15 protein-coding genes and 1 tRNA gene are annotated in these 23428 nt (G+C 50.6%); 7 read left to right on the forward strand and 9 right to left on the reverse strand.

The window, feature by feature from the left end; genetic code table 11:
- Positions 1-207: 207 nt before the first annotated feature.
- Complete coding sequence (locus tag ACN0YH_RS14280) at positions 208-1185, forward strand: YihY/virulence factor BrkB family protein (protein WP_417380245.1); 978 nt, start codon at positions 208-210, stop codon at positions 1183-1185.
- A gap of 52 nt (positions 1186-1237) precedes the next feature.
- Positions 1238-1675 carry a DUF4112 domain-containing protein gene (locus ACN0YH_RS14285; RefSeq protein WP_417380246.1) on the forward strand — a complete coding sequence of 146 codons (438 nt, stop codon included), beginning with the start codon at positions 1238-1240 and terminating at the stop codon, positions 1673-1675.
- 17 nt (positions 1676-1692) lie between these two features.
- Here ACN0YH_RS14285 and ACN0YH_RS14290 read toward each other — a convergent pair whose 3' ends face one another.
- Positions 1693-3105, reverse strand: a complete 1413-nt coding sequence (locus ACN0YH_RS14290) for a sulfatase (RefSeq protein ID WP_417380247.1) — start codon at positions 3103-3105, stop codon at positions 1693-1695.
- A 114-nt stretch (positions 3106-3219) separates the two neighbouring features.
- On the opposite strand from ACN0YH_RS14290, the gene ACN0YH_RS14295 reads away from it, so the two are divergent.
- Together ACN0YH_RS14295 and ACN0YH_RS14300 are read left to right on the forward strand one after the other, a co-directional pair.
- Positions 3220-3945, forward strand: a complete 726-nt coding sequence (locus ACN0YH_RS14295; protein ID WP_417380248.1) for an SGNH/GDSL hydrolase family protein — start codon at positions 3220-3222, stop codon at positions 3943-3945.
- Positions 3946-3983: 38 nt separating this feature from the next.
- Complete coding sequence (locus ACN0YH_RS14300; protein ID WP_417380249.1) at positions 3984-4421, forward strand: nucleoside deaminase; 438 nt, start codon at positions 3984-3986, stop codon at positions 4419-4421.
- A 322-nt stretch (positions 4422-4743) separates the two neighbouring features.
- Here ACN0YH_RS14300 and ACN0YH_RS14305 read toward each other — a convergent pair whose 3' ends face one another.
- The 6 genes from ACN0YH_RS14305 to ACN0YH_RS14330 all read right to left on the reverse strand — a co-directional run bounded on the left by ACN0YH_RS14305 (position 4744) and on the right by ACN0YH_RS14330 (position 15879).
- Complete coding sequence (locus tag ACN0YH_RS14305) at positions 4744-5286, reverse strand: hypothetical protein (protein WP_417380250.1); 543 nt, start codon at positions 5284-5286, stop codon at positions 4744-4746.
- 76 nt (positions 5287-5362) lie between these two features.
- On the reverse strand, positions 5363-7546 hold the full coding sequence (locus ACN0YH_RS14310; RefSeq protein ID WP_417380251.1) for a sialate O-acetylesterase: 2184 nt from the start codon (positions 7544-7546) through the stop codon (positions 5363-5365).
- Positions 7547-7809: 263 nt separating this feature from the next.
- Positions 7810-12189 carry a carboxypeptidase regulatory-like domain-containing protein gene (locus ACN0YH_RS14315; RefSeq protein WP_417380252.1) on the reverse strand — a complete coding sequence of 1460 codons (4380 nt, stop codon included), beginning with the start codon at positions 12187-12189 and terminating at the stop codon, positions 7810-7812.
- Between the two features lie 31 nt (positions 12190-12220).
- Positions 12221-12625 carry a BlaI/MecI/CopY family transcriptional regulator gene (locus ACN0YH_RS14320; RefSeq protein ID WP_417380253.1) on the reverse strand — a complete coding sequence of 135 codons (405 nt, stop codon included), beginning with the start codon at positions 12623-12625 and terminating at the stop codon, positions 12221-12223.
- Between the two features lie 695 nt (positions 12626-13320).
- The gene (locus ACN0YH_RS14325; protein WP_417380254.1) at positions 13321-15381 is read right to left on the reverse strand and encodes an acyltransferase family protein; all 2061 of its coding nucleotides are present in this window, start codon (positions 15379-15381) and stop codon (positions 13321-13323) included.
- Between the two features lie 225 nt (positions 15382-15606).
- Positions 15607-15879: a hypothetical protein gene (locus ACN0YH_RS14330; RefSeq protein ID WP_417380255.1), complete on the reverse strand. Its 273-nt coding sequence runs from the start codon at positions 15877-15879 to the stop codon at positions 15607-15609.
- 536 nt (positions 15880-16415) lie between these two features.
- Here ACN0YH_RS14330 and ACN0YH_RS14335 point away from each other — a divergent pair.
- The 3 genes from ACN0YH_RS14335 (at position 16416) to ACN0YH_RS14345 (ending at position 21156) form a co-directional block, all read left to right on the forward strand.
- On the forward strand, positions 16416-18197 hold the full coding sequence (locus ACN0YH_RS14335) for a hypothetical protein (RefSeq protein ID WP_417380256.1): 1782 nt from the start codon (positions 16416-16418) through the stop codon (positions 18195-18197).
- Between the two features lie 197 nt (positions 18198-18394).
- The gene (locus ACN0YH_RS14340) at positions 18395-18622 is read left to right on the forward strand and encodes a hypothetical protein (protein WP_417380257.1); all 228 of its coding nucleotides are present in this window, start codon (positions 18395-18397) and stop codon (positions 18620-18622) included.
- A gap of 821 nt (positions 18623-19443) precedes the next feature.
- Entirely contained in the window at positions 19444-21156 is a 1713-nt protein-coding gene (locus tag ACN0YH_RS14345; RefSeq protein WP_417380258.1) for a PKD domain-containing protein, read from the forward strand.
- A 582-nt stretch (positions 21157-21738) separates the two neighbouring features.
- Here the strand turns inward: ACN0YH_RS14345 and ACN0YH_RS14350 are convergent.
- Both ACN0YH_RS14350 and ACN0YH_RS14355 read right to left on the reverse strand, forming a co-directional pair.
- Positions 21739-21813: transfer RNA gene (locus tag ACN0YH_RS14350), tRNA-Pro, on the reverse strand.
- A 120-nt stretch (positions 21814-21933) separates the two neighbouring features.
- The gene (locus ACN0YH_RS14355) at positions 21934-23427 is read right to left on the reverse strand and encodes a DUF1501 domain-containing protein (protein WP_417380259.1); all 1494 of its coding nucleotides are present in this window, start codon (positions 23425-23427) and stop codon (positions 21934-21936) included.
- Between the last annotated feature and the right edge of the window lies 1 nt (position 23428).

Here is a 23428-nt window from a genome sequence, read left to right on the forward strand (position 1 = left end):
GAGATGCGTCGGTTCGCAGTGGTACGGGCAGATTCGGGGAGATTCGGGGAGATTTACTCAACTGGCAGTTTAGAGACCAGTTCGCGGGCTGAGACGTCGGTGTTCAGGTCTATTTCCACTTCCAATCGCCTTGAAAAGATCACTGGCATGTGAATTGCTTTTAAACAGACCGTACCCGTTGCATCGTATTTTGAGGATCGAAGCACCATGAAAATCAGTCGCCTGCGAAATGTGTTGAAACAGACCGGCTCCGAATTCATGTCTGACGAATGCATGGGCAGCGGCGCAGCAATTGCGTATTACATGATCTTTTCATTGCCCCCCTTACTGGCAATTGTCTTCGCGGTGGCGACCCAGTTCTGGTCAGCCGAGAGAGTGACGACGGTCATTAATTCCCAGTTGGGTTTACCCATCGAACAAACTGTTTCTCAGTCGGACAGCAGTTCGTCGTCATCCACGTTTAATTTGACGAGTGTCGCCGAAAGAGCGCAACCTGGCCCTAAACCGGAGCACCCCTGGTGGTCGCGTATTCTGGGGATAGGGATTCTCGTGTTTTCTGCCAGCGGTGTCCTGGCCCAGTTGCAGGGTGCTTTAAACAAGGCCTGGAATGTCGAACCAGATCCCAGCCAGAGCGGACTGAGGTCCTTTATCAAAAAAAGATTGATCTCTCTGGGGATGCTGGTCGTTATCGGACTGCTGCTTCTGGTTTCCCTGGTACTGACAACCTTTATGGATGAGTTTACCCGCTGGACTCAGGACGGCGCGCTCACCGGTGGCATGCTGGCAGGCATGATGGTTATTAACAGCATCTTGACTTTAGGACTGGCGACCATATTATTTGCCGCCACGTTTAAAGTCCTGCCTGATGCACAAATTAATTGGAACGATGTCTTCATCGGAGCAGGCGTGACAGCGTTTCTGTTTGTGATTGGAAAAACCGGTATCGGCTGGTATCTGCAGTTTTCAGAAGCAGGGTCCAGTTGGGGAAGTGCCGCGACATCCATGATTGGTATTCTGATCTGGGTTTATTACTCGTCCCTGATCATCTTACTGGGAGCAGAATTCACGCAAAACTGGGCCATCGAATTCGGCAGCGGTCTCAAACCGGCTCCGGGTGCCATTCTGGTCACCGAAGAAAAAAACTACCACCGTACAGAAAGTGAAGTGCTGCTTCACAAGAGTTGAATTCAGCGAACCGTATCCCCTCGATGATAACCTGTAATGAAAGGCATGTATCATGATTCAGTATATAAAGCGCAGCCATTCGTCCGCTGTAAAAAGTCCTGTAAAACCAGTTATCCTGCCAACCAGTGATAGCGTCTATCGCGCCGAGCGTGCTGATCGCTTTGCCCGTTTTGAACGCCTGACGCATTTTCTGGATGATGCCCTGAAAGTACCGGGCACCAATATGCGGATTGGCTGGGACACCTTGATTGGTATCGTGCCCGGTCTGGGAGATGTGATTTCAACCGCGTTATCGGGCTACCTGATCTATCAGGCAAAACAGCTGGGCGCCTCCAGATGGGTGTTGACCCGGATGGCGGGTAATGTGGGGCTGGACTTTTTGATCGGCGCGGTCCCCATCGTGGGAGATGTGTTTGACGCGTTCTTCAAGTCGAACCGCCGCAACTCCAAACTGTTGAAAAAACACCTGGATCGACGCAACGCCGGTTGAGAGGAATTAATACCAGTTTATTTCTGAGGATTAGGGACCGGCATTTGCGCACCGACCTGTTTGAGATGCTCCTGCAGCCGCCGTTCAAGTCGGGCGGTGAGTTCCGGGTACGTCTTTGAAACATCGCTGGTCTCACTCAGGTCGTCAGCCAGGTTGTAGAGTTCATAGTGGCCATCTTCATAATAATGGATCAGCTTATACTCGCCGACGCGAATAGCGGAGTAAGGCACGCCGATGAACACGTTGTAATGCGGGTAATGCCAGTAAAGGGCTTCGCGGTTGAGTGAAGCATCGGGATCTCTCAGCAGAGGGACCAGGTCGAGACCATCGACGCTCTGATTGTGATCCGCGTTGCCGGCAACGCCGGTGATGTTCAAAATCGTCGGATAAAAGTCCATCGTGATGATCGGCTCCGCGCAGACAGATCCTGCGGGAGTGACGCCAGGCCAGAGTACGATGGCAGGCACGCGGGTCCCCCCTTCCCAATGCTGCCCCTTCTCGCCCCGGAGGGGATCGTTATTACTGGTCTTGCGACGGACTCCGCCATTGTCGGAAGTGAAAACAATCAGCGTGCGGTCGGCGATGCCACTCTCTTTCAGTTGGGCCCGCACGCGGCCGACGGCTTCATCGACGCTTTGAATCATGGCCGCGTACTCGGGATTTTTGTGCCGTTTGCCGGCGGGCACCCCTTTAAACTTTTTGACCAGATCGGGGCGGCCCTGAATGGGGGAGTGCACGGAATAGAAAGAGCAATACAGAAAGAAGGGTTTGTCCTGCTGTTGACGGATGAGTGCGACCGCTTCGTCGGCCATGCGATCAGTGAGATAGCGATCCTGCCGCCGTGCTTCCGTCAGACTGCTGTCCCATTTCATCGCATCACCGCCATAGGGGAAGTGATAGCTGCGGGGCAGCCCACGATTGGTTCCACTGATGTTGACATCGAAACCGTGATCCTGTGGAAGATTGCTCGACCCGCCCAGATGCCATTTGCCGACATGAAACGTTTGATAGCCGGCTGTGCGCAGGGCTTCAGGCAGCGTCGTGTATTTCTGATCCAGATGCTGTTTCCATTGGGGCGGCTTCAAAGGAAAATCGGTGTAGGATTTGGCCCAGCCGGGAATCCAGTCGGTCAGATGTGTGCGTGCGGGATACATGCCGGTCAGGAGTGCACCGCGGGTTGGCGAACAGGCATTGCAGGCGGAATAATTCTGCGTGAACATCATGCCTTCAGTAGCAAGCTGATCGATGTTTGGACTCTGGTAGAAGTCACTGCCATAGCAGCCCAGATCGGTCCAGCCCAGATCATCAACGAGGAAGAAGACCACATTCCAGGGTTTTTCGTCTGCAGCATGTGTGGGTTGTGTGATGGAAGACAGGAAGCACAGCAGGATCACAGCCTGTGAAAACAGCGATGGTATGCGGAACATCATCAGTTCTTTTCTCACTCCTGACTGGAACTCAGAGATCAGACTTGAACACAAACGGAACTGATCTATCATAACAGTTCTGAAACAAGGATACAGCGGATTAAGAAAGTAAACTCAATGAACATCTGCCATTTTCATAACCTGAAAGCAACCATGCTCCAGTACTGTTTTCTGTTTTCCTGTCTCTGTCTGGTTCCAATGGAAGCGACTGCCGCGACTGTGATTAATGCGGGCGTGGGTGGGAACCGGAGTTCTCAACTCCTGAAGCGGCTGGACCGTGATGTGCTGGCGAGGAAGCCGACGACAGTGGTGCTGATGGTGGGCACAAATGATCGGCTCAACTTGGGCGGGTTCATCGACATTAAAAGCTACCGGAAGAATGTGGAATCGCTGATCGACCAGATCGAAGCAGCCGGCGCGAAAGTGCTGCTGGTGACACCTCCCACGTGCGTTCCCGAATTGCTGTTCAATCGACATGACCGTAAGAAGTATGACGATCAACCACCGATTGAGCGGATGCGGGAAGTACGAAGCGTACTTCTGGAGGTGGCTCAACAGAAGAACGTGAATCTGCTCGATTTCCACGAATATCTGATCCAACACAAGATTGCCGACGATCAGAAAACGAGCATGCTCCGCAACCCGGCAAACAGTGGCGTGAAGGATGGCGTGCATCTGATTCCCGCGGGATACGAACTGCTGGCCAAGCTGGTCGCCAAGAAGCTGCAGGCGGGTGAATTTGATATGACGACGGTCGTCTGTTTTGGAGACAGCCTGACGAAAGGTTCAGAGAAAGCGAATTACCCGGCGTATCTGCAGACAATACTCAATAGGGAACAGTGACAACAGGCTTGCTGGCTTAGTCAAAAGGAGCGCACACGATGGATGAATTCATGCAGGCAGCGATTGAAGAAGCCGAGAAAGGACGCGATGAAGGGGGCGTGCCGATTGGCTCGGTACTGGTTTACGAAGGCACGATCATCGGCCGCGGACACAATCAGCGACAGCAGAAAGGGAGTGCGATTCTGCACGGCGAGATGTCGGCATTGGAAGATGCAGGCCGGCAACCGGCCCGCGTGTATCGCAACAGTGTGATTTACACGACGCTCTCCCCCTGCCCGATGTGCAGCGGTGCGATTCGCCTGTACCAGATCCCCCGCGTCGTCATCGGCGAGAACCAGACCTTCCTGGGTGACGAACGCCTGCTGAAATCGAGCGGCATCGAAATCGAAGTCCTGCAGGACCCGCGGTGCATTCAACTGATGGAAGAATTCATCGCCGCCAACCCCAAGATGTGGAATGAAGACATCGGAGAGTGATACACGGGTAAAATTTTCTTAGCAGTTCTTATGACGATTCTACAGACCTGCTTTTCTGCGCGATTCCCTGGCAATCATGGAAATGTGTCATTGGAAGGAAGAGCATCTTCACAAGCTTTATAGAGATTTGCAAAAACCGGGGCTAACGCCCTTCGGCTAATGGTGAACTCCTTGCAGTCGACTGTGTGACAGAAGATTGAACGCCGATTTGTGAATCAACAAGATCAGCCGCACGGCGTTAGCCGCGGTTCCTGTCCACTTCATTTGGCCTGCATAACTTGATTGCCTTTTACAAAGTCTCATTCGAATTGAGAAGCAATTACTAGGACTGAATCATCTCATCACCGCGATCAAGTACTTCGTGAATGGCTTGTACCAGTTCATCAATGGAATGAAGATTCGTCGTCGAAAACCCGAAGGATTGCGGTTCCTTCTGCCGGGAAGTTATTGACGGTCTGACAACAGCGAACTGGAAAGTCGGCTCTAACTGATCGACGCACAGATCACTGATCAAATCTACGTCCCGTGCCACCTTACAGACTGGGACATCAAAGAATTTTGCGATCGCTTCTCTTAGCTCGAGTAATAGCGAGGTATCTTCGCATGGTCTGGCTGACAGAAACTGCTCGTCTGTTGTGTCCGGACAGTCAAGTAAGTCGTCACGCACGTCACGCATCGTGGCAGAGTTCCTGGCGGAATCCCGGCTGAAGAGCAGAATCGCAGCAAAAAATGTGCAGCCGGCAGGTAACGCAGCCATCCCCAGCCGTTCGATCCAGGTCACGTCTGGAATAAAAAGTGAGACCACGAATCCGATCACGAAGGGTACAACAGCTAACAGACCGGAGAATATCAAGAGGTATCGCATTGATCAGTCATCTCCCCCACTGAGTACGCCGAGCGGGATCAGAACTTTATTCCATAACAATGCAGAGGCAGCCTCTCTACTGAGTCTGCACCAGCACACGTAACCGTTTGACTTCGTATTGTGAGGCGTTGGACATGAAGGTCCAGTCGCGGGTGCGGCCGGTGCTGTTGCCGATGCCGATGTCTGCAGAAGGGCCGCCTTTCCACTGGTTGATCGCGAAGATCGTCTGCTTTGCCTCATAGTTGTGGATCTGCATGCAGCCGTAACCGTCTGAAGGCTCGGATGGTTCATCGCCGAAATCCCAGAGGGTGGCACTGGCGTTGGGGATGTTCTTTGCATTCAATGGGCCATAGTTGCTCGGCCAGAATTCAATGTTGCCGCCGGGCAGACCTTTACCCGTCACGATACCGGGCACATTGGAAACCACATTGAGATTATTCACTTTGGTTTGAAAGCTGGCTTTGCTCTCAAACGTGGGCACAGCGATTTTAGTGATATCAGTGGTGAAGGCGTCCATGGAGACATACACGTATTGCGTTTCTTCACCGATCTTCTGCAGCTCCAGGAAGTAGGCGATGCGGCCATAGGGCGTGGTAAAATCCCGACTCGAATTGAAAGTGTAATTGATTTTTCTGCCCAGGTTTTTCAAATCAAGATCGTAGACCAGCGTGTACTCTTTGGATTCTTCGACTTTGAGCGACAACCAGTCGCGCTGGGGCACTTCGCCTGCCCGGAAGGGAGTCGCCGGCAGACCTTCTTTGTTGGACAGGTTGGGTTCTGCCAGTTTATTCCAGCCGAACCGCATGGCGGCGGCCTGCTTGACTTTGGGGGAAGAGAGAATCACCGAGTCCCCTTCAATGACAGCCTCTGCGGGTACGAAGTCGGTTTCTTCGCCGATGATTTCAAACCAGTTGAGCGGTTTGCCGTCGCGCGATACCAGTCCGCTGCCGACGTGATCGAAGGTGACACGCAGCTTGGCGCCTTCTTTCTTGAGTGATTTGAAGACCGGGCCGGAATGCACGAGGCCTTTCTGTCCGTACGTGTTTGCCAGCGCGATCAGTGCCAGACGAGCGCCGACGTCCTGCTTGTTAGTAGGATGGATATCTTTTAAATCGCCGATATCGTGAATGACCACCTGCCCGGTATGGGGAATCTCCAGCGCCTTGTTCTGCGCTTCCCAGAAGACCGGCAGAATACTGGGAGATTCACTGCCGTACTGAAAGGGAGCGATCTGAACGTAAAGGAAAGGAAATTCTCCCTGGTTCCAGACTTCGCGCCAGCCGCCGATGAGGGCTTTCATCTTTTCATAGTACAGCATGCCTTCGCCGTGATTGGATTCGCCCTGATACCAGATGGCACCTCGAATGGCGAAGGGAACGAGAGGATGAATCATGCCGTTATAAAGTGTGGTGGGCGAAGTGTGACTGGTAAGTGGCTGAATGGCGGCAGGATACGCAGGAGGCGGCGCGAGCGGAGTTTCTGCTTTTAATGCGGTTTTTGCTTCCGTCGTCCAGGTTTCCAGGCCTTTCAGATAAGTGCCCAGAGTGGCCTGATAGGCGGCGGTTGCGGGATTGGTGAGCTGCACCTGTTTATCGATGTCGGCTAGCGCAGGAACCTGCGCAAATCCAACGGGGGGTGTCCAGGGTTCAATGCGAGTGCCTCCCCAGGAAGAATTGATCAGCCCGATCGGAACATTGAGTTCTTTATGTAATTTGCGACCGAAGAAGTATCCGGCTGCGGTATAGCCGCCGACCGTTTCAGGCGAACAGACGGTCCAGGTAGCATCGACATCATTCTGAGGAAAACCTTTGGGAATCCGGGGAATTTTGATGTGACGGATATTGGGGTAGTTGGCAGCGGCTTTCTCTTCTTCGAAATTATTACTGCGGGAAACCGGCCATTCCATGTTCGACTGACCCGAGCAGAGCCAGACTTCGCCGATCAACACATCGGAAAACGTGACCGTGTTTTTTTCTCTAACCATGAGCGTCACGGGATCGCCGATCTGCTGAGGCGGCATTTTCACCATCCACTCGCCTTTGTTGTTGGCGACTGTGGATGTAATGGAAGTGCCCAGTTTGATGGAAACTTCATTGCCCGGATCGGCCCAGCCCCAGACGGGAATGGGCACCCCGCGCTGCAGAACCATGTGATCGCCGAAAATGTGAGGCAGTCTTACTTCCGCCTGAATCTGCGCGGTAAGAGAAAACAGAACAAAGCAGGTCACAGCGAGCAGTGAGACACGTCTGGATTTCATCATGGTTTCAATTCGTCTGGAGTCATTCTGGAGTTGTTTGCAAGAGAAATGAAAGCGGAATGAATCTCGCTCTCTATTAAAATGATCACCAAGTTTAGCACGCGACGCAAGGGAAACGTCTGAAATTCGCCAGTATCGATCGATACAGAAGCAGTCTGTGCGCTGGTGCTCCAGTGAGATGAAATATCTGATGGCTCTTTGCAGAGGGTCGACAGGTGACTTTACCGGATCGACTTTCGGTTGAAGTCGGCTGGAGTGCTACTGTTTCATTCGTCAACCGGTTTGAGACGCAGCGTGAGGGTTACCTCATCGGGATAGCGTCCGTCCGGTCCGGAGCTAAGCAATTCGACCTTCTGACGCTGCGTTTGAAATCCCGGATACGATGCGGTGAGTTCATACATCCCCGGAGTTCCTGCGAACGAATACCTTTCATTCTGTTGACTGTGCAGCGAGAGAGTTCCCGCGCCGTTTTGCAGTTGAAGATCACAGCCTGGCAGCGGGACTCCATTCTGGGTGAAGACGTTGATCAATCGTAATCCCATATTCCTGGACGGATTTTTGATGTCGTTGGGAGTCAGGTTCAAGGATTTCGTTTCCTGCGCTGTGAGAGAGACCGGAAACGACTCGGTGGGATTTCTAATATCCTGTCTGGTTAAAAAATAGTTGCCTGCAGGAATATTGGCAGCTGTAAAGTTCCCCTTTTGATCAGGGTAGATGTGTGTCAGCAGCTGTTTGTCCTCACTCCATAATTTGAGCGAAGTACAGCCCCCCGGACCACAGAGCGATTCGTCCAGCTTACCCTGCAACGTTGATAACCCGACTGGTAATGGCAGAGTGACAGTGGTGTTCAATGCTTCGGGCGTGATGCTGATTTTTTTTCGCACCGCAGGATAACCGGGACGTTGGGCGACTAATTCGTATTCGCCCGGCGGGACCAGATTAAAGACATAGGGATCATTATTATTCTGGCGAGGCGCGAGGATGCCCGTATCCAGGCCGAATGTCCAGACGGGATTATAGGTCTGAAGCGTCAGGCGCAGGTTTTCGTTCGCCTCTGGCGTACATTTCACCGTGAGCGTGCCGATTTTCTGTTCGATGGTGCCGAGATCCTGATCTTTTGCAAGCAACTGGAATGAGTCGACGCGAACCCATTTATCATGCATTCCCGGGACCGCGTAATACAGAGTTCGTTCGGCGGGACCTGCTCCATAGAATTGAAATGCTCCATCGCCGCCGGTGATGGTAAACGCACGAAAGATGCCAAAATTCGGGTTCTCGCCGGCCAGCAGCAGACGTGTGTTCGAGAAGGGGACGCCGTTGACTTTCAACCGTCCTGTCAATTCGGGACGACCACCTAGATTGAGTATGCTGGTCTTACCATTTTCAGGCAGAATGGCCTGACGCACGACGCCATTCGAATTCCCTTCGTCGGCTCGTAGCACGTAACAGAGTTGTTCGGGCAGATGCGCGACTGAGTACTGACCTTTTTCATCGGTGATCACGGTGGCTAAACGTCCCGCATCACTGGTGGCACTGCCGCTGTAGCCAAAACTGTCTTGAAAGAATAAGGTTACGTTCGGTTCCGGCTGGCCTGCAGCATCAGTAACCGTGCCCTGCACTGTACCACCCCGTTTGAGTATCACCTTAATATCAAGCGCCGGAGTGGCTGTGAGGTCAATCTCTTTAACAATTGTAAAAACATAATCAGGATGAGTGACTTTCAGGGATTCCATACCGGCGTCAAGGTGTGTCAGGGTGAATTTTCCAGCAACGGTTTTTGCAGATCCTTCCTCTGTTGTAAATGCCCCTAATGCCGGTGGCATGACGCCTCTGGATTTGGAGAGGGGAATCACGGTGGCTCCGTTGATCGGCTGACCTTGTGCATTCACAACAGTTCCAGAAAGAGAAACCCCCGCTGTCAGTTTGACCTGGATCGGTTTCCCCTGGTTTTCATCGGTATTGATCGGTTCGCTCAGGGTTTGTGCAAAACCGTTCGCAGCGACTTCAATCCTGTAAATTCCAGGTCCATTCACTTCCACTGCGAATTTCCCGTTTAAATTATTGACGTCCTCCCAGCGGGAGCTCTGTACAAAATTAGGACCACGTAATGTCCTGATCTTGATCGCACGAACCTGGTATTTTTTGACTGGCAGAGAGCTATCGCCGCGGACGACCGTGCCTTGCAGTTTTGGTTTTCCTTTCACCACCACATTGAGAGTGATATTTTCAGACGGAGCGGAGACATCGTGCGCCCCTTGCAACTCGAAATTGGGGGACTGGATATCGAGTTTATATTTACCACGCTGAATGGGATCGATCCGAAATTCTGTCTTCCCTGGCCTGATATAGACGCTGCCACTCCGCTGCGGATCATCTGAATTTGCGAAGATCCAGAAACCACGATATTGCTGAGGGTCGCCAGTAAAGTTGATCTTGCCGGAAATTGAGACCAGCGAGGCGGGTGAAGGATAATGGAGCTTTAAGGAGAGAGGCTGCTCCTGCTTCAACAGAGTGGTTGAGTTGAGCACCGGCTTTCTCGTAAATGTGCTCCCCCCCGCAGGTACAGACACCGTGACGTTGTAGACATCACCCACGATGTGAGGCAGAGTAAAGGTACCATCCTTGCTGATCTCATAACCAGAGGGAGATCTGCCGAAGGTCCACCAGTCGGGCAGCGCAATGATCTTCCACCCGGCCGGAGGTTTGCCGTCCGAGCAGAGGACTTTACCTTTTACTTCGATTCCCTTTCGCTGTACCAGTTTCCGTTTGACGATTTTTTCAGGATCGTCCATTTTGATCACCAGTTTCGCAAAGCCATACTTCGACGAGGAGGTCGCAATCTGGTATTCGAACTCAGACGGTTTCAAGCCGAGTGTCACCTGGCCTGTGCGATCGGTGGAGACGGTTTCCGGACTGAAACCACTTGTGTCTGTCAACGATTTGGCATACACGGTTACATTGGGCACAGGTTTACCCTGCTCATCCACGGTTTCGATACGCAACTGGCAGGCACGTTCGAGTGTAATATTCTCTACCGTATGTGAATTGGATGAGAGAATGACGCGCGGGCAGTCTGAACTTCGTTCAATCCCTACCCAACGTTGGGATTTGATCATGATCCGATGTTCTCCCGGCTTATGGATCTTCGAAAACAGATAGCGTCCTTCCTGATCTGTTGTTGCGTGAACCAGGCGTCCGCCATTCTGGTGGAGGAGCGTGACCTCAGCATCAGTGACAGGTGAGCCGGTTTGATCAACAATGCGTCCACTGAGAATGCCTTGTGGAGCAGGCGTTTCTTTTTCGGCACTTTTCGGTTGCGCTGAGGATTCTGATTTCTGAGTCGGTTCCTGATTTGTCGTTGTTGCCGCAGTCTGATTCAGTTTCGGTGCCTGCTCCGTCTTCGTCGGCGTTGTTTTATCCTGTTTCACTTCCGGCTCGACTGCCGCTTGAGAACGATCCATTCGGGACATTGGCAGCAGCAGGATACCGGCAAGCAGGATAGTGGTGAAGCCGGCAAGTCCCAGCTTGGCAGACCGGGGTACAGGCCGCGAAATAATCCGCCGCACACGCTGTGCCAGGGGTTTGCGCGGCTCAAGAATTCCAATTAACTGTAAGCTGAGTTTGTCCGGAAACGAGGTCAGGGCCGCGATGTCCAGTAACGTCGACGAATACTGATGTGACTGCACTTTGAGTGTTACCAGAACGGCTTCATCAACGGCCTGTTCGCGTAAGCGTCTCAGCATGCTATGCGCCAACCACACCAGTGGATTGTAAAAATAGAGTATCAGCAGGAGGGTCTGCAAACAGTTCAACTGCAAATCGTAGCGTTTCCAGTGGGCGAGTTCGTGAACGAAGACCTGCCGAAACTGATCATGGCTAAGTTGATCCAGCAGGTGACGAGGCAGGATGATCGTCGGTTTCCAGAGTCCACAAATTGCCGGACTGCCGACCTGATCAGAGACTTTCAGTTGTACAACATGTTGTTTGAGATCAGAGAGACGACAGCAATCATTCAGCAGATTGATCAGTTCAGGCGGTGCCTGTTCTGCTCGTTTGACAAGATACCGAACCTGGCGCGTGCGACGGACGACGAAAGCACACAAGACTGCCACGACCGATAACCAGGCTAACAACAGTATCGCCGTGGGATTGAGCCGGTGATACGAAACGGACGTTGCTTCGCGGGTTTCTGCGACAGGAAGAGGTGTAACTGGCATGACGCTGGAAGCAGTCGAGGGTATTTCAGTGGAGTCTGGAGTCAAATCAGGAACCGCGACCGGAACGGGGGGGAAGTCTAGAGCAATGGGATTTGATTGTGTGGCCTGCGGGATTAAAGAATCAGTCGACTCGACCTTCACCACAGTGGGAGCTGATGCCACTGGCGAATTTGCAGGCAGATAGTCTGTTAACCAGTACGCGGCGCTGGCGGGTGAGTAAAGTGTGACCGGCAGAACGAGCTTGAGCAGCACCAGAGTCCAGAGCCAGTACCGGGTGACGGCGTGCACTTTGTGGCGAAGGCACAAATCGACCAGCATGAGAACGATCACCAGGATACAGACCTGCGTAAACATCGCGCTGCTGAAGCTCCAGAAACTCTGGCCGTATTGATTGAGCAGTGTGATGATCTCATTCCATGGTTCAGCCATGTCTCTGACTCCCAAAGTGAAAATGTATTGCTTAATCAGACTTCCGATCGGCTTGATTGATCAGCTTACGAAGTTGTTGAATCTCTTCGTCAGAGAGTTCTTCTTCATCGACGATGAATTGCAGCATGGGAGTCAAAGCACCATCAAAGGCACGTTTGAGCAAACGCTTCAACTCACCCCGTTTCGCATTGTCGGGACTGATGGCCGCGCTGAATAAATTCAGGTTACGGATTGATTTTCGGGTCAACAGCCCCTTGGTCACCATCCGATCCATCGTGGTCTTTACCGTGCTGTAAGCCCAGGCATAGGATTCTGCCAACGCTTCCTGGACCGTCCCGGCAGCACAGGGTTCGTGCTCCCAGATCACATTCATGATGACCCATTCAACATCGGTCATTGTTGTGGACGGTTCTTTCGATTTCGCTTTTTTGCCCATCAGGGTCTCCTCATCTTCGACATGTGCCGACCTTACACTACATTTGTCGAACTGTCAAGAAAATGTTTCAGATTCAAAAATATTTGTGGCAGCAGCAAGATAGTTCACTTGATCCCCCACAACGTCTACCGCCATCACTTCACTCTGCTTTCAGCTCATTGGACGAACTACCCCTTTCTTTTATGATTCGACAAATGGCTCCAAGTTTAAAATGAGTTGAAATCGAGAATTTCAAGTATTGCCCCAGTTACACTTACAATGTAAGGAATAGAACGATGAGTGTGCCCAGTTTGGATTTGTGGTTGAGAATGTAAAAGAGATCGAGGCAGAGAGATTGTTTTATGTCGATGTACGCGAACTGAAAATAGAACGAGAACATCCCACGTATGTCCAATTTAAAACCTTAGCCATCGCGGCTGACGAACCGATGAGGGGCAAAACCAATTTGGAAGTTTTCTTGCTCGTAGAGAACGGGAATGAGAGTTTTTAAATCCTCTCTCAAAAAAAAGAAAGCTGTCTGCCTCTGAGAGAAGTCCCGTTTGGAAACGTGTTCGGGGTATGAGATCCCGACGGATAGCCCCACTATCTGTTGGAACTGGTAAAAAACGCCCCAGCCAGGCAGCGAAGCATGGAGCCGAAACCGGAGATACTTCAAAACTGTAGATTACCTCGGTCGATGCTGCACAACTTCGTTCTTATGGCTTCTCTGCAGAACGTGGTAACTCTGAAGAGGGAAAAGCGATCTTTCGAAACATCTCTTTGAATAAGGGGCTGATTGCCTCTGCCCCCCTACTCGTAAGGTGATCGTTATCCCGATAAAGCGCGCGTCCATTTTGATAGTTGATCGTGTTTTGATCATCGTCGAACAGGAATGGGGCAGGATCAACGAAGCGAAGAGAGTCACTTTGAACTGACTGAAAGACTTTTTCAATTTTCGCCTGTTGCTCTTGATGGTCGGTCAGAGTTCGATGACGATTATTGACCGTGTTTCTTTTTCCCGACTTAAACAGTAGCCATTCTCTAGCTGGCATGGACTCGCCTGTTTCGGGTACCTGTTTGACAATCCACAGGGTGATGTTTCTTGCCTGGCAGAAGTCAATTAATTGTCTCAAATTGCGTTCAATAACATCGGCCGGAAGCTCGCTCTCATGAAGTTGAGATTCATCGTCAGAGATGATCTTGACCACTTCCTGTGCTGTACCTCCTTTTTCCGTCGGACCATTGGTATATTGGCTCCATCTTGCTATCAGAATCAAGTTACGAGGGCGAATTTGGTCCAACAGTTTCACGATCTCTTGATTAATCAAAAGTTGACCTTTTACAGAAAATATGTCTGTGCGATAGATGTTTGGCAGAGGCGGACAACCCGGACAAAAGACTGCTTTTCCAGACAGTCCGAATTGATTCGCGATGCTATCAATACAACGGCTTAGAAACATTCCGTGACTGTCGCCCCAGACAACAAAATCAGTTTCTAGCCTGGTTTTGTCTGACTTACTGCCAAGAGACGGGAGATCCGTAATCTGAATCGGCTTTTCAGGTGAGGCTGGTAACACGAATTCGAGTCCTTCCCATGTCATGTCCTCATAAAAGACTCTCGTGTTCTCAGTTAACCGACTGCTCATTCCGTTCGTTTTAACAAGTGAAATATTGATAGTGACCGCGGTTGCAATTACTACAAACAGAGTAAATAACACGGTTACGGTAGAAAAAACACGGCTCTGTCGTTTTGGGGAGGATTTTCGTCGAAATGGCGTTTCTACCATCTTCCACGTCAAGACAGAAAGCGAGAACGAACAAACTAAAGCAATTACGATTTGACTCCAGCCCAAATATCCCCAATATGTGCGCACATAAACAATCACGGGCCAATGCCACAGGTAAAGGGAATATGAGATTAATCCCACGAATACGACTGCCCGCTGAGATAACATTTTCCCGCTAAAGGTGGCGGGGGACTTGTCTGTTGCAAAAATAAAGGCTGCCGTACCCAGGACAGGGAGGATCGCCGCAAGCCCCGGAAACAAAGTTTCAGAGCTATAGAAGAAGATGGGTAACAGAATTGCCAGAAACCCTGTAGCAGCAATCATATTATCGCGGCGGGGAGCAGCCTCACACTGCAATGGTAAAACAGCCAACATGCAACCCACAAGCAATTCCCAGGCGCGCATTGGTAACAAGTAGAATGCCGCATCAGGTTCGTAAAGAGTCCCGTAAATGCTATAAATGAGTGAGATGAATGAGAATAAGGCCAGCAACCAGAACAGTCTTTTGTTACTAAGTCTTTTGGTGAGAACCAGTAAGAAGGGGAAAAGCAGATAGAACTGTTCTTCTACAGCGAGTGACCACGTGTGAAGGAGCGGCTTCAGTTCCGCTGGACCGGCAAAATATCCGGTGTCTTGCCAAAAATATACGTTCGCTAAAAGCAGACACTGAGCGATGGCTGACTTGCCGAGGTCTTTCAATTCATCGGGTAATAAGAGCCAGTAGCCCACAGTAAGAGTAGAGGTCAGCACAACAAACATGGCAGGGAAGATGCGGCGGATTCTGCGTTCCCAGAAGTTCATGAGAGAGAATGTCCCATCCTGCAGACCTCTGCGAATGATTCCTGTGATGAGAAAACCCGAGATCACAAAGAAAACATCAACGCCAATGAACCCACCAGGAAATCCCAGGCCAAGGTGGAACAGGAGAACGGCGATCACAGCCAGGGCTCTCAGCCCGTCAATTTCAGGTCGATAATTGGACTTCATCATAGGAAAATGGTCTATTGGGAAGGCGATTTAGCGAAGCACATCAGATCGGTGAACCGCTTCAGAGAATTTCAAAACTATTATGACCATGACCTGTACACAAAGCATTCCCTTTTCTCCACACTGCGAGACATTTGACTGGCAGAGAGTAGGAGAATACCAGTTATAGTGGTTGTTTATGATCTCATAATCCTGCTCAGTAAGTGCGTTACCAGTTCGAAGAGCACCTCAGATGAAGTTTTTCATCTCATGAAAATAATCGCAGCTCAGGTAGCGCTGCCAGACTGTGTCCCATTTTACTTTAGCGCCTCCAAGGCTGGTTGACCCGAGGATATTAAATTGTGAGACGCTATATTTAATTGTGATGCGATCAAGCAGGGAAGTTGATTCGATTGATACATCTTCGATACCCCGCGCCAGTTCTCCGCTGGCCAATTCTCTACTGGCAGTAATTTTGCTGAGTATGATCTTCTTAATAGTGTAACGCAGTCCACTACTCACTGAATCAGGCTTGTTGAACGGGATTGACGTCTACATACAAAATGTATCCGATTATGTACATCCGCCGGGCAGGTGACCGTTCTCCTGTCAGGTTTGTGGTTTGAGAAATACTGAGATTCGATCACATTAGACAGTGTCCCGTTTTACTGGAGTGGCTCCAGGAGCAGGGGGACCGAGTATCATCGCAGGAAAAACGCTATGCTAAAATATGATGCGTTTCAGATTGCAACCAGGGAGCCAATGTCGGTACCTGGGGAGAACGAGTTCCGAAATATCCAGACAAAATTGTCGTGCAAGGGGGGATCGTGGGTGAATTCACGGCAAAAAACAGCGGAACCGTACAACGCTTCTGCACCACGATCAGACGGAGCAAAAAGACAATGCCGTTCTCATTTTCGTGAAATTAAGACTCGAATAATCTGCATATTCGGAATCATCCGTACTCTGCGAAATCTGGTATATTTTTTGCGGTTACACGTGTTCCCGATTCTTTACAGTCCCCGGGGAAATCAATTCGGAGAGCATTCAGGAATATCATGTCGGAAGCACAATATCAATCCGAGTCGGCGGGGCTCATCAATCGACTCTGCAGTTCGCCAGCACTCTGGGCAGCGGGAATTGTGATCGGCCTGTTTGGATTGACGTTCCTGATACTGACGCCCGTTTACGATACGAATGATGATCCAGTCATGGGGCTGGTTGCCTCCGGATATGGAACAGTCGTCGGCCCTGATGAGCACCTGTTTTACACAAACGTGCTGATCGGATTCGCACTGAAGAAACTCTACACCGTGGCTCCACTCATTCCCTGGTATGGCGGCTACCTGCTACTGACCCAGTTCCTGGCTCACTGGCTTCTGTTATATTCCATTCTTCTGTTAAAGCGAAACCGCCTGGTTCTGTTTGGCTACCTGATGTTCTATGTGGTGGTCGGAGGCTACTTTCTGGTACACGTTCAGTTTACTTCGACCGCATTTTTGATCGGCCTGGCCGGTCTGTCGCTGATCCTGGTGAGCCTGATTCTGGATAACAGGGAAAGGCATCGGCCCTGGCTTAAATGGGAGGGAGCCTGCTGCCTGATCTTCGCCAGTCTGATTCGTTTTCAGTCACTGCAGATGCTGGTCCTGGCTTCTCTGCCAATGCTTCTCATATTGTTTTATCATTGGTTCGGCAGTTTGAAGATCAAAATCTATCTCCTGCCGGCTGCCCTGGCTGTCATCGGCATACTGGGGTGCCATTACTTTGACGGTCAATACTATCAGCAGGATGAAGAATGGAGAGAGTTCCTCCCTTATCACGCAACAACGGCATCCCTGATTAATTATGCAGAAATCCCCTTAAATGAGCAGACACAGCAGATATTTACGGAGGTAGGCTGGAGCAGGCCCGATTACAGAGCGTTACGCGAATGGATCTACCTGGATCAGAATACATTCAGCCTTGAGCGATTGAAACGATTTCAACAGCAAACCGATACCTTGTCTCTGAGTCAGATGCCTGAAGTGGTCGACGCACGGAAAGAGGCAACCAGGCACACGATCACTCGTCCTGTCACTTATTTAAGTCTCTTCGCCACACTGATCTTTACATGCATGGGCCAGAAAGCGAGCTGGCAGAGAAAGAGTATAAAATGGTCTGTCCTCTGGTGCGTCCTGATTATGGCTTACCTGATTATCTATAAGAAATTGCCTGATCGGGTCTTTTCCTGTCTTATGGCCCTCCCCTTCTATTTCACGCTGTTGTTGAATGTCACTGGTAAAGAAGGACTGGCGGCAGCCGGTCGTATTTTTCGCGGGCCCATCCTGCTCAAAGCAAGTATGGTGCTGCTATTGCTACTCAGCTCCATCATGTTTCTAGGATACGTTTTCTGGTCAAACCGGATTGTAAAACTGAATGCCCAGTTTAAACAGGAAGTGCATTTTTTGAAGGAAAAGTTGCCGGACAAAGTGTTTGTAGCGCTCTGGACGTTTCCGATCGATCGATTTCTTCCCCTGGATAACCAATCGGAGTTCAAGGACTTCAACTATCTGTTTCTCAATGGCCTCCAGCGTTCTCCATTGTTTCAGAAAAAAATGAAAGCATACGAGATTGAATTACCGTTGAACGAGCTGATTGGATCCAGGCGGCTCTTTTTTATCTCTCATCCGAAAATGGAGACCGTACTTAAAGATTATCTCAAAGAATACTACGGCTCTGAGGTGTTTCTCAATCAACTCTACGTCGGCGGAAATTTTGTGATTTATCAGTTGGGGACAGAGAACCTGCAGGAAGACCCATCGCAGAAAAAACAACAGTTCGATCCATCACAAAAAAAATGAACGATCAGAATATTCCTCTCTCTCAAGCCTGCATCAGGCGCTGTCTGGCATGCATCCGGATCGAGTCTCCCTCAGATGAAAACTGGTACGTCCCCGGACTTCTTACAAATTTAATCCTTTGATCATTGGAACCAGGCATTTCTGGATAGAATGAAGCAGTTTAAAGTTCGTGTCAGGATTTCGAGAGATTTGATTCAATGAATGAACCTGTTGCACCGGAAATGGCTGGTATCACCTGTTTGTGTCTGGGCTTAGCGCTGATCATCTGCGCGACCTGGTACCCGCTATTTTTACTGTACCGGATGCATGCAGACCGTGTGGCCAGACATTGTGGAGAAGCGGCCACCAAGAAATTATTTCAATTTCTTGGCATCGTTTCTATAGGATTCAGTATCAAACATTTCCTTGATGCCTGGTACTCATGAAGTTTTTCTTATCGCGCGTGAACGGCCCCAGTTCAGTCGTAAATCAGGTAATAGGTTTCAGCGACAGTGTTGAGTTTTATTAGAGACCGTTGATCGATTTGAGATGTGTCTGCTCAGCTATTGTGTGATTCCCAGCCATTGACATTTGGTTGTGCATCCGAGTGAAGACGGTCAGCTCTCCCGCTTCACAGACTAACTCACACCCAGCACTGGCACGTCCATAGGGACTGTGTCGTCTCCGGACAAGATTATCAGGTGCATTTCAAGTCATTTCCTGTTCAGGATCACGAGCACTTTTATACGGTCTGTCGTTCTGTTGATCGAAATACGATAACAGTGAAGCTTGCCTATCAGGCCAATGACTGGAAATAGGACCGTCTCTAGCATGGGAAACAGGGATCGACCGAACCACAGCCCCAATCGTCTCCCTGGTCACTCAGGCGAAAGCCGGACTGGGACAAACATGCCTGGCCGACGGCCAACAGCAGGCTTAAGCATACTTGATCCAGAACGGTACTCCATTTGGCGACGCTGGGTGGAGCACACAAACCGTCAAACCAAGAGGCAAGCCCCGAGAACTAACAAAACGGTTCCTGGTATCTCGCATACGAGTGCGATTGATATGCCCCAATATCAAATAATTAAATCAATGACATTGCTCGGCACTGGTGGAGCAGGTATCATTTGTACCGTTCATTTACCAGCGACATCTTCTATGTTGCGGATCGACAACAACTAAAATCAATAATTTGTTCTGTAACTTCCCCCATGGATTGAACAACTTACTCGGGGTGCGATTGAGAAGGTGCATGGTGTGATCTATGGCTCCAAAATTTTCTTTCTGGGTATTATTGTTGGTCGTGATCCTGTCAGCACAGCACACGCTTGCGGATGAGTCGCAACCCAAAACGATATCTCTTCGCGACATTCAGAAGCAGGCGACTCTATTAAAACGTAGGGTAAAACGCCTTCCCCCAGCAGAGGCTCTGGCCAGGATTGCCCCGCTCAAAAATGCCCTCGCATTAGCTAACCTTTCAGGAACCCCGCTGAATCGTCTCTATACCAACGCCTCGGACAGTCTGGCCATGCTATGTGCGGGACTCGACCTTCCCGTCACCACCCGATTCGAGAAACTAACAGAGATTGGGAAAAATTCTGATTCTTATCGTGTTCGTATTGCCTATTTAACACCAGCCGACCGAAGTCCGAATGCAGCGACAGCGCATCGCGCTGCGGAACTCTTACTTTGGTATCAACGCTGGTTTGCAGACCAGATGGCCCAAAATGGGCATGGCAAGATGACGTTTACCTACGAGTCAGAAACCGATTCTTCCTGGCCTCGGGTGCACAACATCCGTCTGCCACGTCCCAGTGTCTATTACCGGACGAATGAGCCAGGTCAGGGAGACAAAGTTTATAACCGGGTTGTTACCGATGCTAAAGACGTCGGGATTCCTGTAGAGGAAAGTGGCCAGATTTGGCTCTTGTTTATCGATATGCAGGAAATTCTACCAAGCGGAAAAGTTGTTGGCGTCCATCGTCAGGGAGGCGGGAAGACTTTTCATACAGGTGCGATGGTTTGCGATACGGGCACATTGGGAGAGTTATCCCTAACAGCCTTAACGAACGAAAAACCTTACCACGGGATGGTTGTACCAAGTCTCGGTCGTTATCCCCTGAAGCGAGGAGTCAGCTTTCCGCCAAGTCGTGGAACCACCGTCGGAACCGTTGTCTCCTCTAACCTGGGGAGTTGGCTACATGAACTAGGCCACTGTTTCCTGCTAAGTCACGACTTCAGAAACGATGACAATGCTGCGGGGAATTTGATGGGGAACGGGCTTCGTGGTTTTCGAGCCTGGGTCTATCCCGATAAATTTTCGGAGGAGTATACACATCTTAGCGCAAATGCCTCCAACTTATTACGACTCAATCGTTTCTTCCGCTCTGGGGAAGAATTCAAAGAGACAAAATCACCCTCGATTGAGCAGGTGAACGTTTCAACTGAACCGGTCGAAGGTCTGCTGGTGTGTTCCGTATCGGTTCGCGATGATGACGAGCTTGCTTATATAATGCTGATGAATAATGGGTGCGTTGTCGCCTCCCAGGAAATTTCCGGAAAATACGCGCAAGTTGATCTTGGATTCTGGAGATATGAAATTGGCGACAACCAATGGCAGTTACGGGCATTTGATCGCAGTGGGAATGTCAGGATTTTACCTGGCACTGTCAACGTGCCTGCCGACTCAAAACGAGCCGCGTATCCTTATGTCACATGCCCTAAGATAAAGCTCAAAGTGGGTGAGACTCTATCCGTATCTGCGGATAAAACGAAAGATCCCGATGGTGACTCATCATCCCTCTTGTATGCGTGGGACTTTGAGGGAGACGGTAAGTTAGATACCGAGTTTTCCTCCCGCCCCAATGCCAGTGTGACTTATCCAGCCGCAGGAGTAAAGAGTCTCCAGTGCCACGTCACAGACAGCAATGGGACGACGGCCGTTTCGAGCGCGATCCGCATTACAGTCGAACAATAACGCCATCTATCTGGGACCTACCGAACTACGATACCTCTTGAACACCTTAATTGGATTACAGTGCGGTCGAAGAAATCTCTCGATAACTCGACCCCAGATGAAGGAAACTAGAGCGCGTCACATTTAACAATAGCGACTCTCAATCTAATATACTCGGGTCAATCAGCTCTGGAACCGCTACAGTAAAAAATGGACAAAGACTCGAGTAAACTGTTTACCTTCCATGCTCGGAACTTGTATGAGGGCCGATACATGTTACGACACTCTTAAGATATTATCTTGCTCTGCTCCGTGCATCGACCATCCTTTGTTGTTCGGAAAACTCATATAGCAGATAATCCGCCCAAGCAATCGGCTCATTCAACCCATCCTTGGTAAAACATGGCTGGCTGACAGAGACGTTAGACTACACCATGATTGGGCTGAATTTTGATCAGCGGGGTTTGATGAATTAAGCCGGGTACGTAAAAAAATCGCGAACAAGTCGCGATTCTTTAATGACCTGAATTTCTGATATCATGGCGAAGAATTCAAATTCCATTTCTTGCCATAAGTCTATACCCATTTAAGGGTTAAGAAAAGTCGGGGCGACACGATTCGAACGTGCGACCTCTGCGTCCCAAACGCAGCGCTCTAGCCAAGCTGAGCTACGCCCCGCAACTTAATCAGAGGCACAGTTTAGAGAGACACGATGAAGCCGTCAATGGTTCTCTGTGTTCTCTTCCAAAAATATGTAACCTCTACTGACACAAGCAGATATTTACACCATCATCAGCATTAAGCGAGGATTTCTTCAATCAAATTCCCATGAACGTCGGTCAGGCGACGATCGAGACCATTATTATAGTAGGTCAGCTTATCATGCTGGAAACCGAGCAGATGCAGGGCCGTCGCATAGAAGTCCCAGACGGTAGTCGGATTGAGTTCGGCGCGGCGACCAAATTCATCAGTGGCACCGTAGCTGGTGCCCCCTTTGATTCCGGCGCCCATCATCCAGCAGGTGAAGCCGTCCGGATTGTGATCGCGGCCGAGCGTGCCCGACTGATGTGTGGGCATGCGACCGAATTCGGTGGTCCAGAGGATGAGTGTCTCGTCTAACAGGCCCCGCTGTTTCAAATCGGTGAGCAGCGCAGCCGTGGGTTGATCGAAAATGGGACAGTGCCGTTCGTAGTCGGCTTTGAGCGTTTTATGGGCGTCCCAGTTCAACAGGCCATCCACGCCCGATGCCCGCGAGGAACAGTAGAGGTTCAGATAGCGCACGCCCCGCTCCAGGAACCGCCGCGCCAGCAGACAGTTGCGCGCGTAAGCTGCTTTCAGTTTGTTGGGGTCACCCGTGCCATACTGTTCGTGAATCGATTTCGGTTCGGAAGCCAGGTTTGAGACTTCAGGTGCCGACAGCTGCATGCGGGCGGCGAGTTCGTAGGCTTCGATGCGGGCCTGCAGATCGGAGTTGCCCGGGCGCTGTTCGGCGTGTTTCTGATCGAGGAACTTTAAGAACTCGCGTGTGGCTTTCTCTTCTTTGGGAGAGATCCCCTCGGGAATTTTCAGATTACGAATGGGAGACTGCGCGTTCATCACAATCGCCTGATGCTGGGCGGGGAGGAAGCCGTTACTCCAGTTGGCTTTGCCGTTAGGGGGTTCGCCGCGAATATCGGGAATGGCGATGTAGGCCGGCAGGTTTTCATTTTCACTGCCCAACGCATAGCCGAGCCAGGCACCGGCACTGGGATAACCTTCGGTATCGTGGCCGGTATTCATGAACACACAGCCGGGCCCATGCGTGTTGGTTTTGGTAGTCATGGAGTGAATAAAGGCGATGTCATCGACGTGCTGCGACATATGAGGCAGCATGGTCGTACACATCTTGCCGGTCTCTCCCTGTGGTTTGAAGGCCCAGGGACTTTTCATGAGATTGCCGTTTTTCCCCTGAAAGCTGACGAAGTTTTCTTCGCCGGGCAGCGGTTTGCCATGATACTTTTCCAGGCTGGGTTTGTGTTCCCACAAATCCATGTGCGAGGCGGCGCCGGGGCAGAAGATCTGCAGGACCCGTTTGGCTTTCGGTGGAAAATGGGTTTCATCAACGCCGGGTTGCCAGTCTTTGTTGTGTTTTGAATTCGTGGATTTGGAATTCGCGGCTGACAGATCGTTGAGCAGCAGGTTCGTCAGTCCGAGACCGGCCATGCCTGTATAGACGCTGGAAAAGAACGAACGGCGGGAATGCACCTGTTGTAACAGGCGTTGGGTTGTGAATTGTTCAAACGGATTCAACATG

Origin of the sequence: Gimesia sp. (genome assembly GCF_048262075.1) — a bacterium.
Lineage (GTDB): Bacteria > Planctomycetota > Planctomycetia > Planctomycetales > Planctomycetaceae > Gimesia.

Bases quoted from the DNA above. Each gene is read 5' to 3' on its own strand.
- ACN0YH_RS14300 (WP_417380249.1), top strand. From the start codon at position 3,984: ATGGATGAATTCATGCAGGCAGCGATTGAAGAAGCCGAGAAAGGACGC.
- ACN0YH_RS14315 (WP_417380252.1), bottom strand. From the start codon at position 12,189: ATGGCTGAACCATGGAATGAGATCATCACACTGCTCAATCAATACGGC.
- ACN0YH_RS14280 (WP_417380245.1), top strand. From the start codon at position 208: ATGAAAATCAGTCGCCTGCGAAATGTGTTGAAACAGACCGGCTCCGAA.
- ACN0YH_RS14310 (WP_417380251.1), bottom strand. From the start codon at position 7,546: ATGATGAAATCCAGACGTGTCTCACTGCTCGCTGTGACCTGCTTTGTT.
- ACN0YH_RS14345 (WP_417380258.1), top strand. From the start codon at position 19,444: ATGGCTCCAAAATTTTCTTTCTGGGTATTATTGTTGGTCGTGATCCTG.
- ACN0YH_RS14320 (WP_417380253.1), bottom strand. From the start codon at position 12,625: ATGGGCAAAAAAGCGAAATCGAAAGAACCGTCCACAACAATGACCGAT.
- ACN0YH_RS14335 (WP_417380256.1), top strand. From the start codon at position 16,416: ATGTCGGAAGCACAATATCAATCCGAGTCGGCGGGGCTCATCAATCGA.
- ACN0YH_RS14355 (WP_417380259.1), bottom strand. From the start codon at position 23,427: ATGTTGAATCCGTTTGAACAATTCACAACCCAACGCCTGTTACAACAG.
- ACN0YH_RS14295 (WP_417380248.1), top strand. From the start codon at position 3,220: ATGAACATCTGCCATTTTCATAACCTGAAAGCAACCATGCTCCAGTAC.
- ACN0YH_RS14305 (WP_417380250.1), bottom strand. From the start codon at position 5,286: ATGCGATACCTCTTGATATTCTCCGGTCTGTTAGCTGTTGTACCCTTC.
- ACN0YH_RS14325 (WP_417380254.1), bottom strand. From the start codon at position 15,381: ATGATGAAGTCCAATTATCGACCTGAAATTGACGGGCTGAGAGCCCTG.
- ACN0YH_RS14285 (WP_417380246.1), top strand. From the start codon at position 1,238: ATGATTCAGTATATAAAGCGCAGCCATTCGTCCGCTGTAAAAAGTCCT.
- ACN0YH_RS14340 (WP_417380257.1), top strand. From the start codon at position 18,395: ATGAATGAACCTGTTGCACCGGAAATGGCTGGTATCACCTGTTTGTGT.
- ACN0YH_RS14290 (WP_417380247.1), bottom strand. From the start codon at position 3,105: ATGATGTTCCGCATACCATCGCTGTTTTCACAGGCTGTGATCCTGCTG.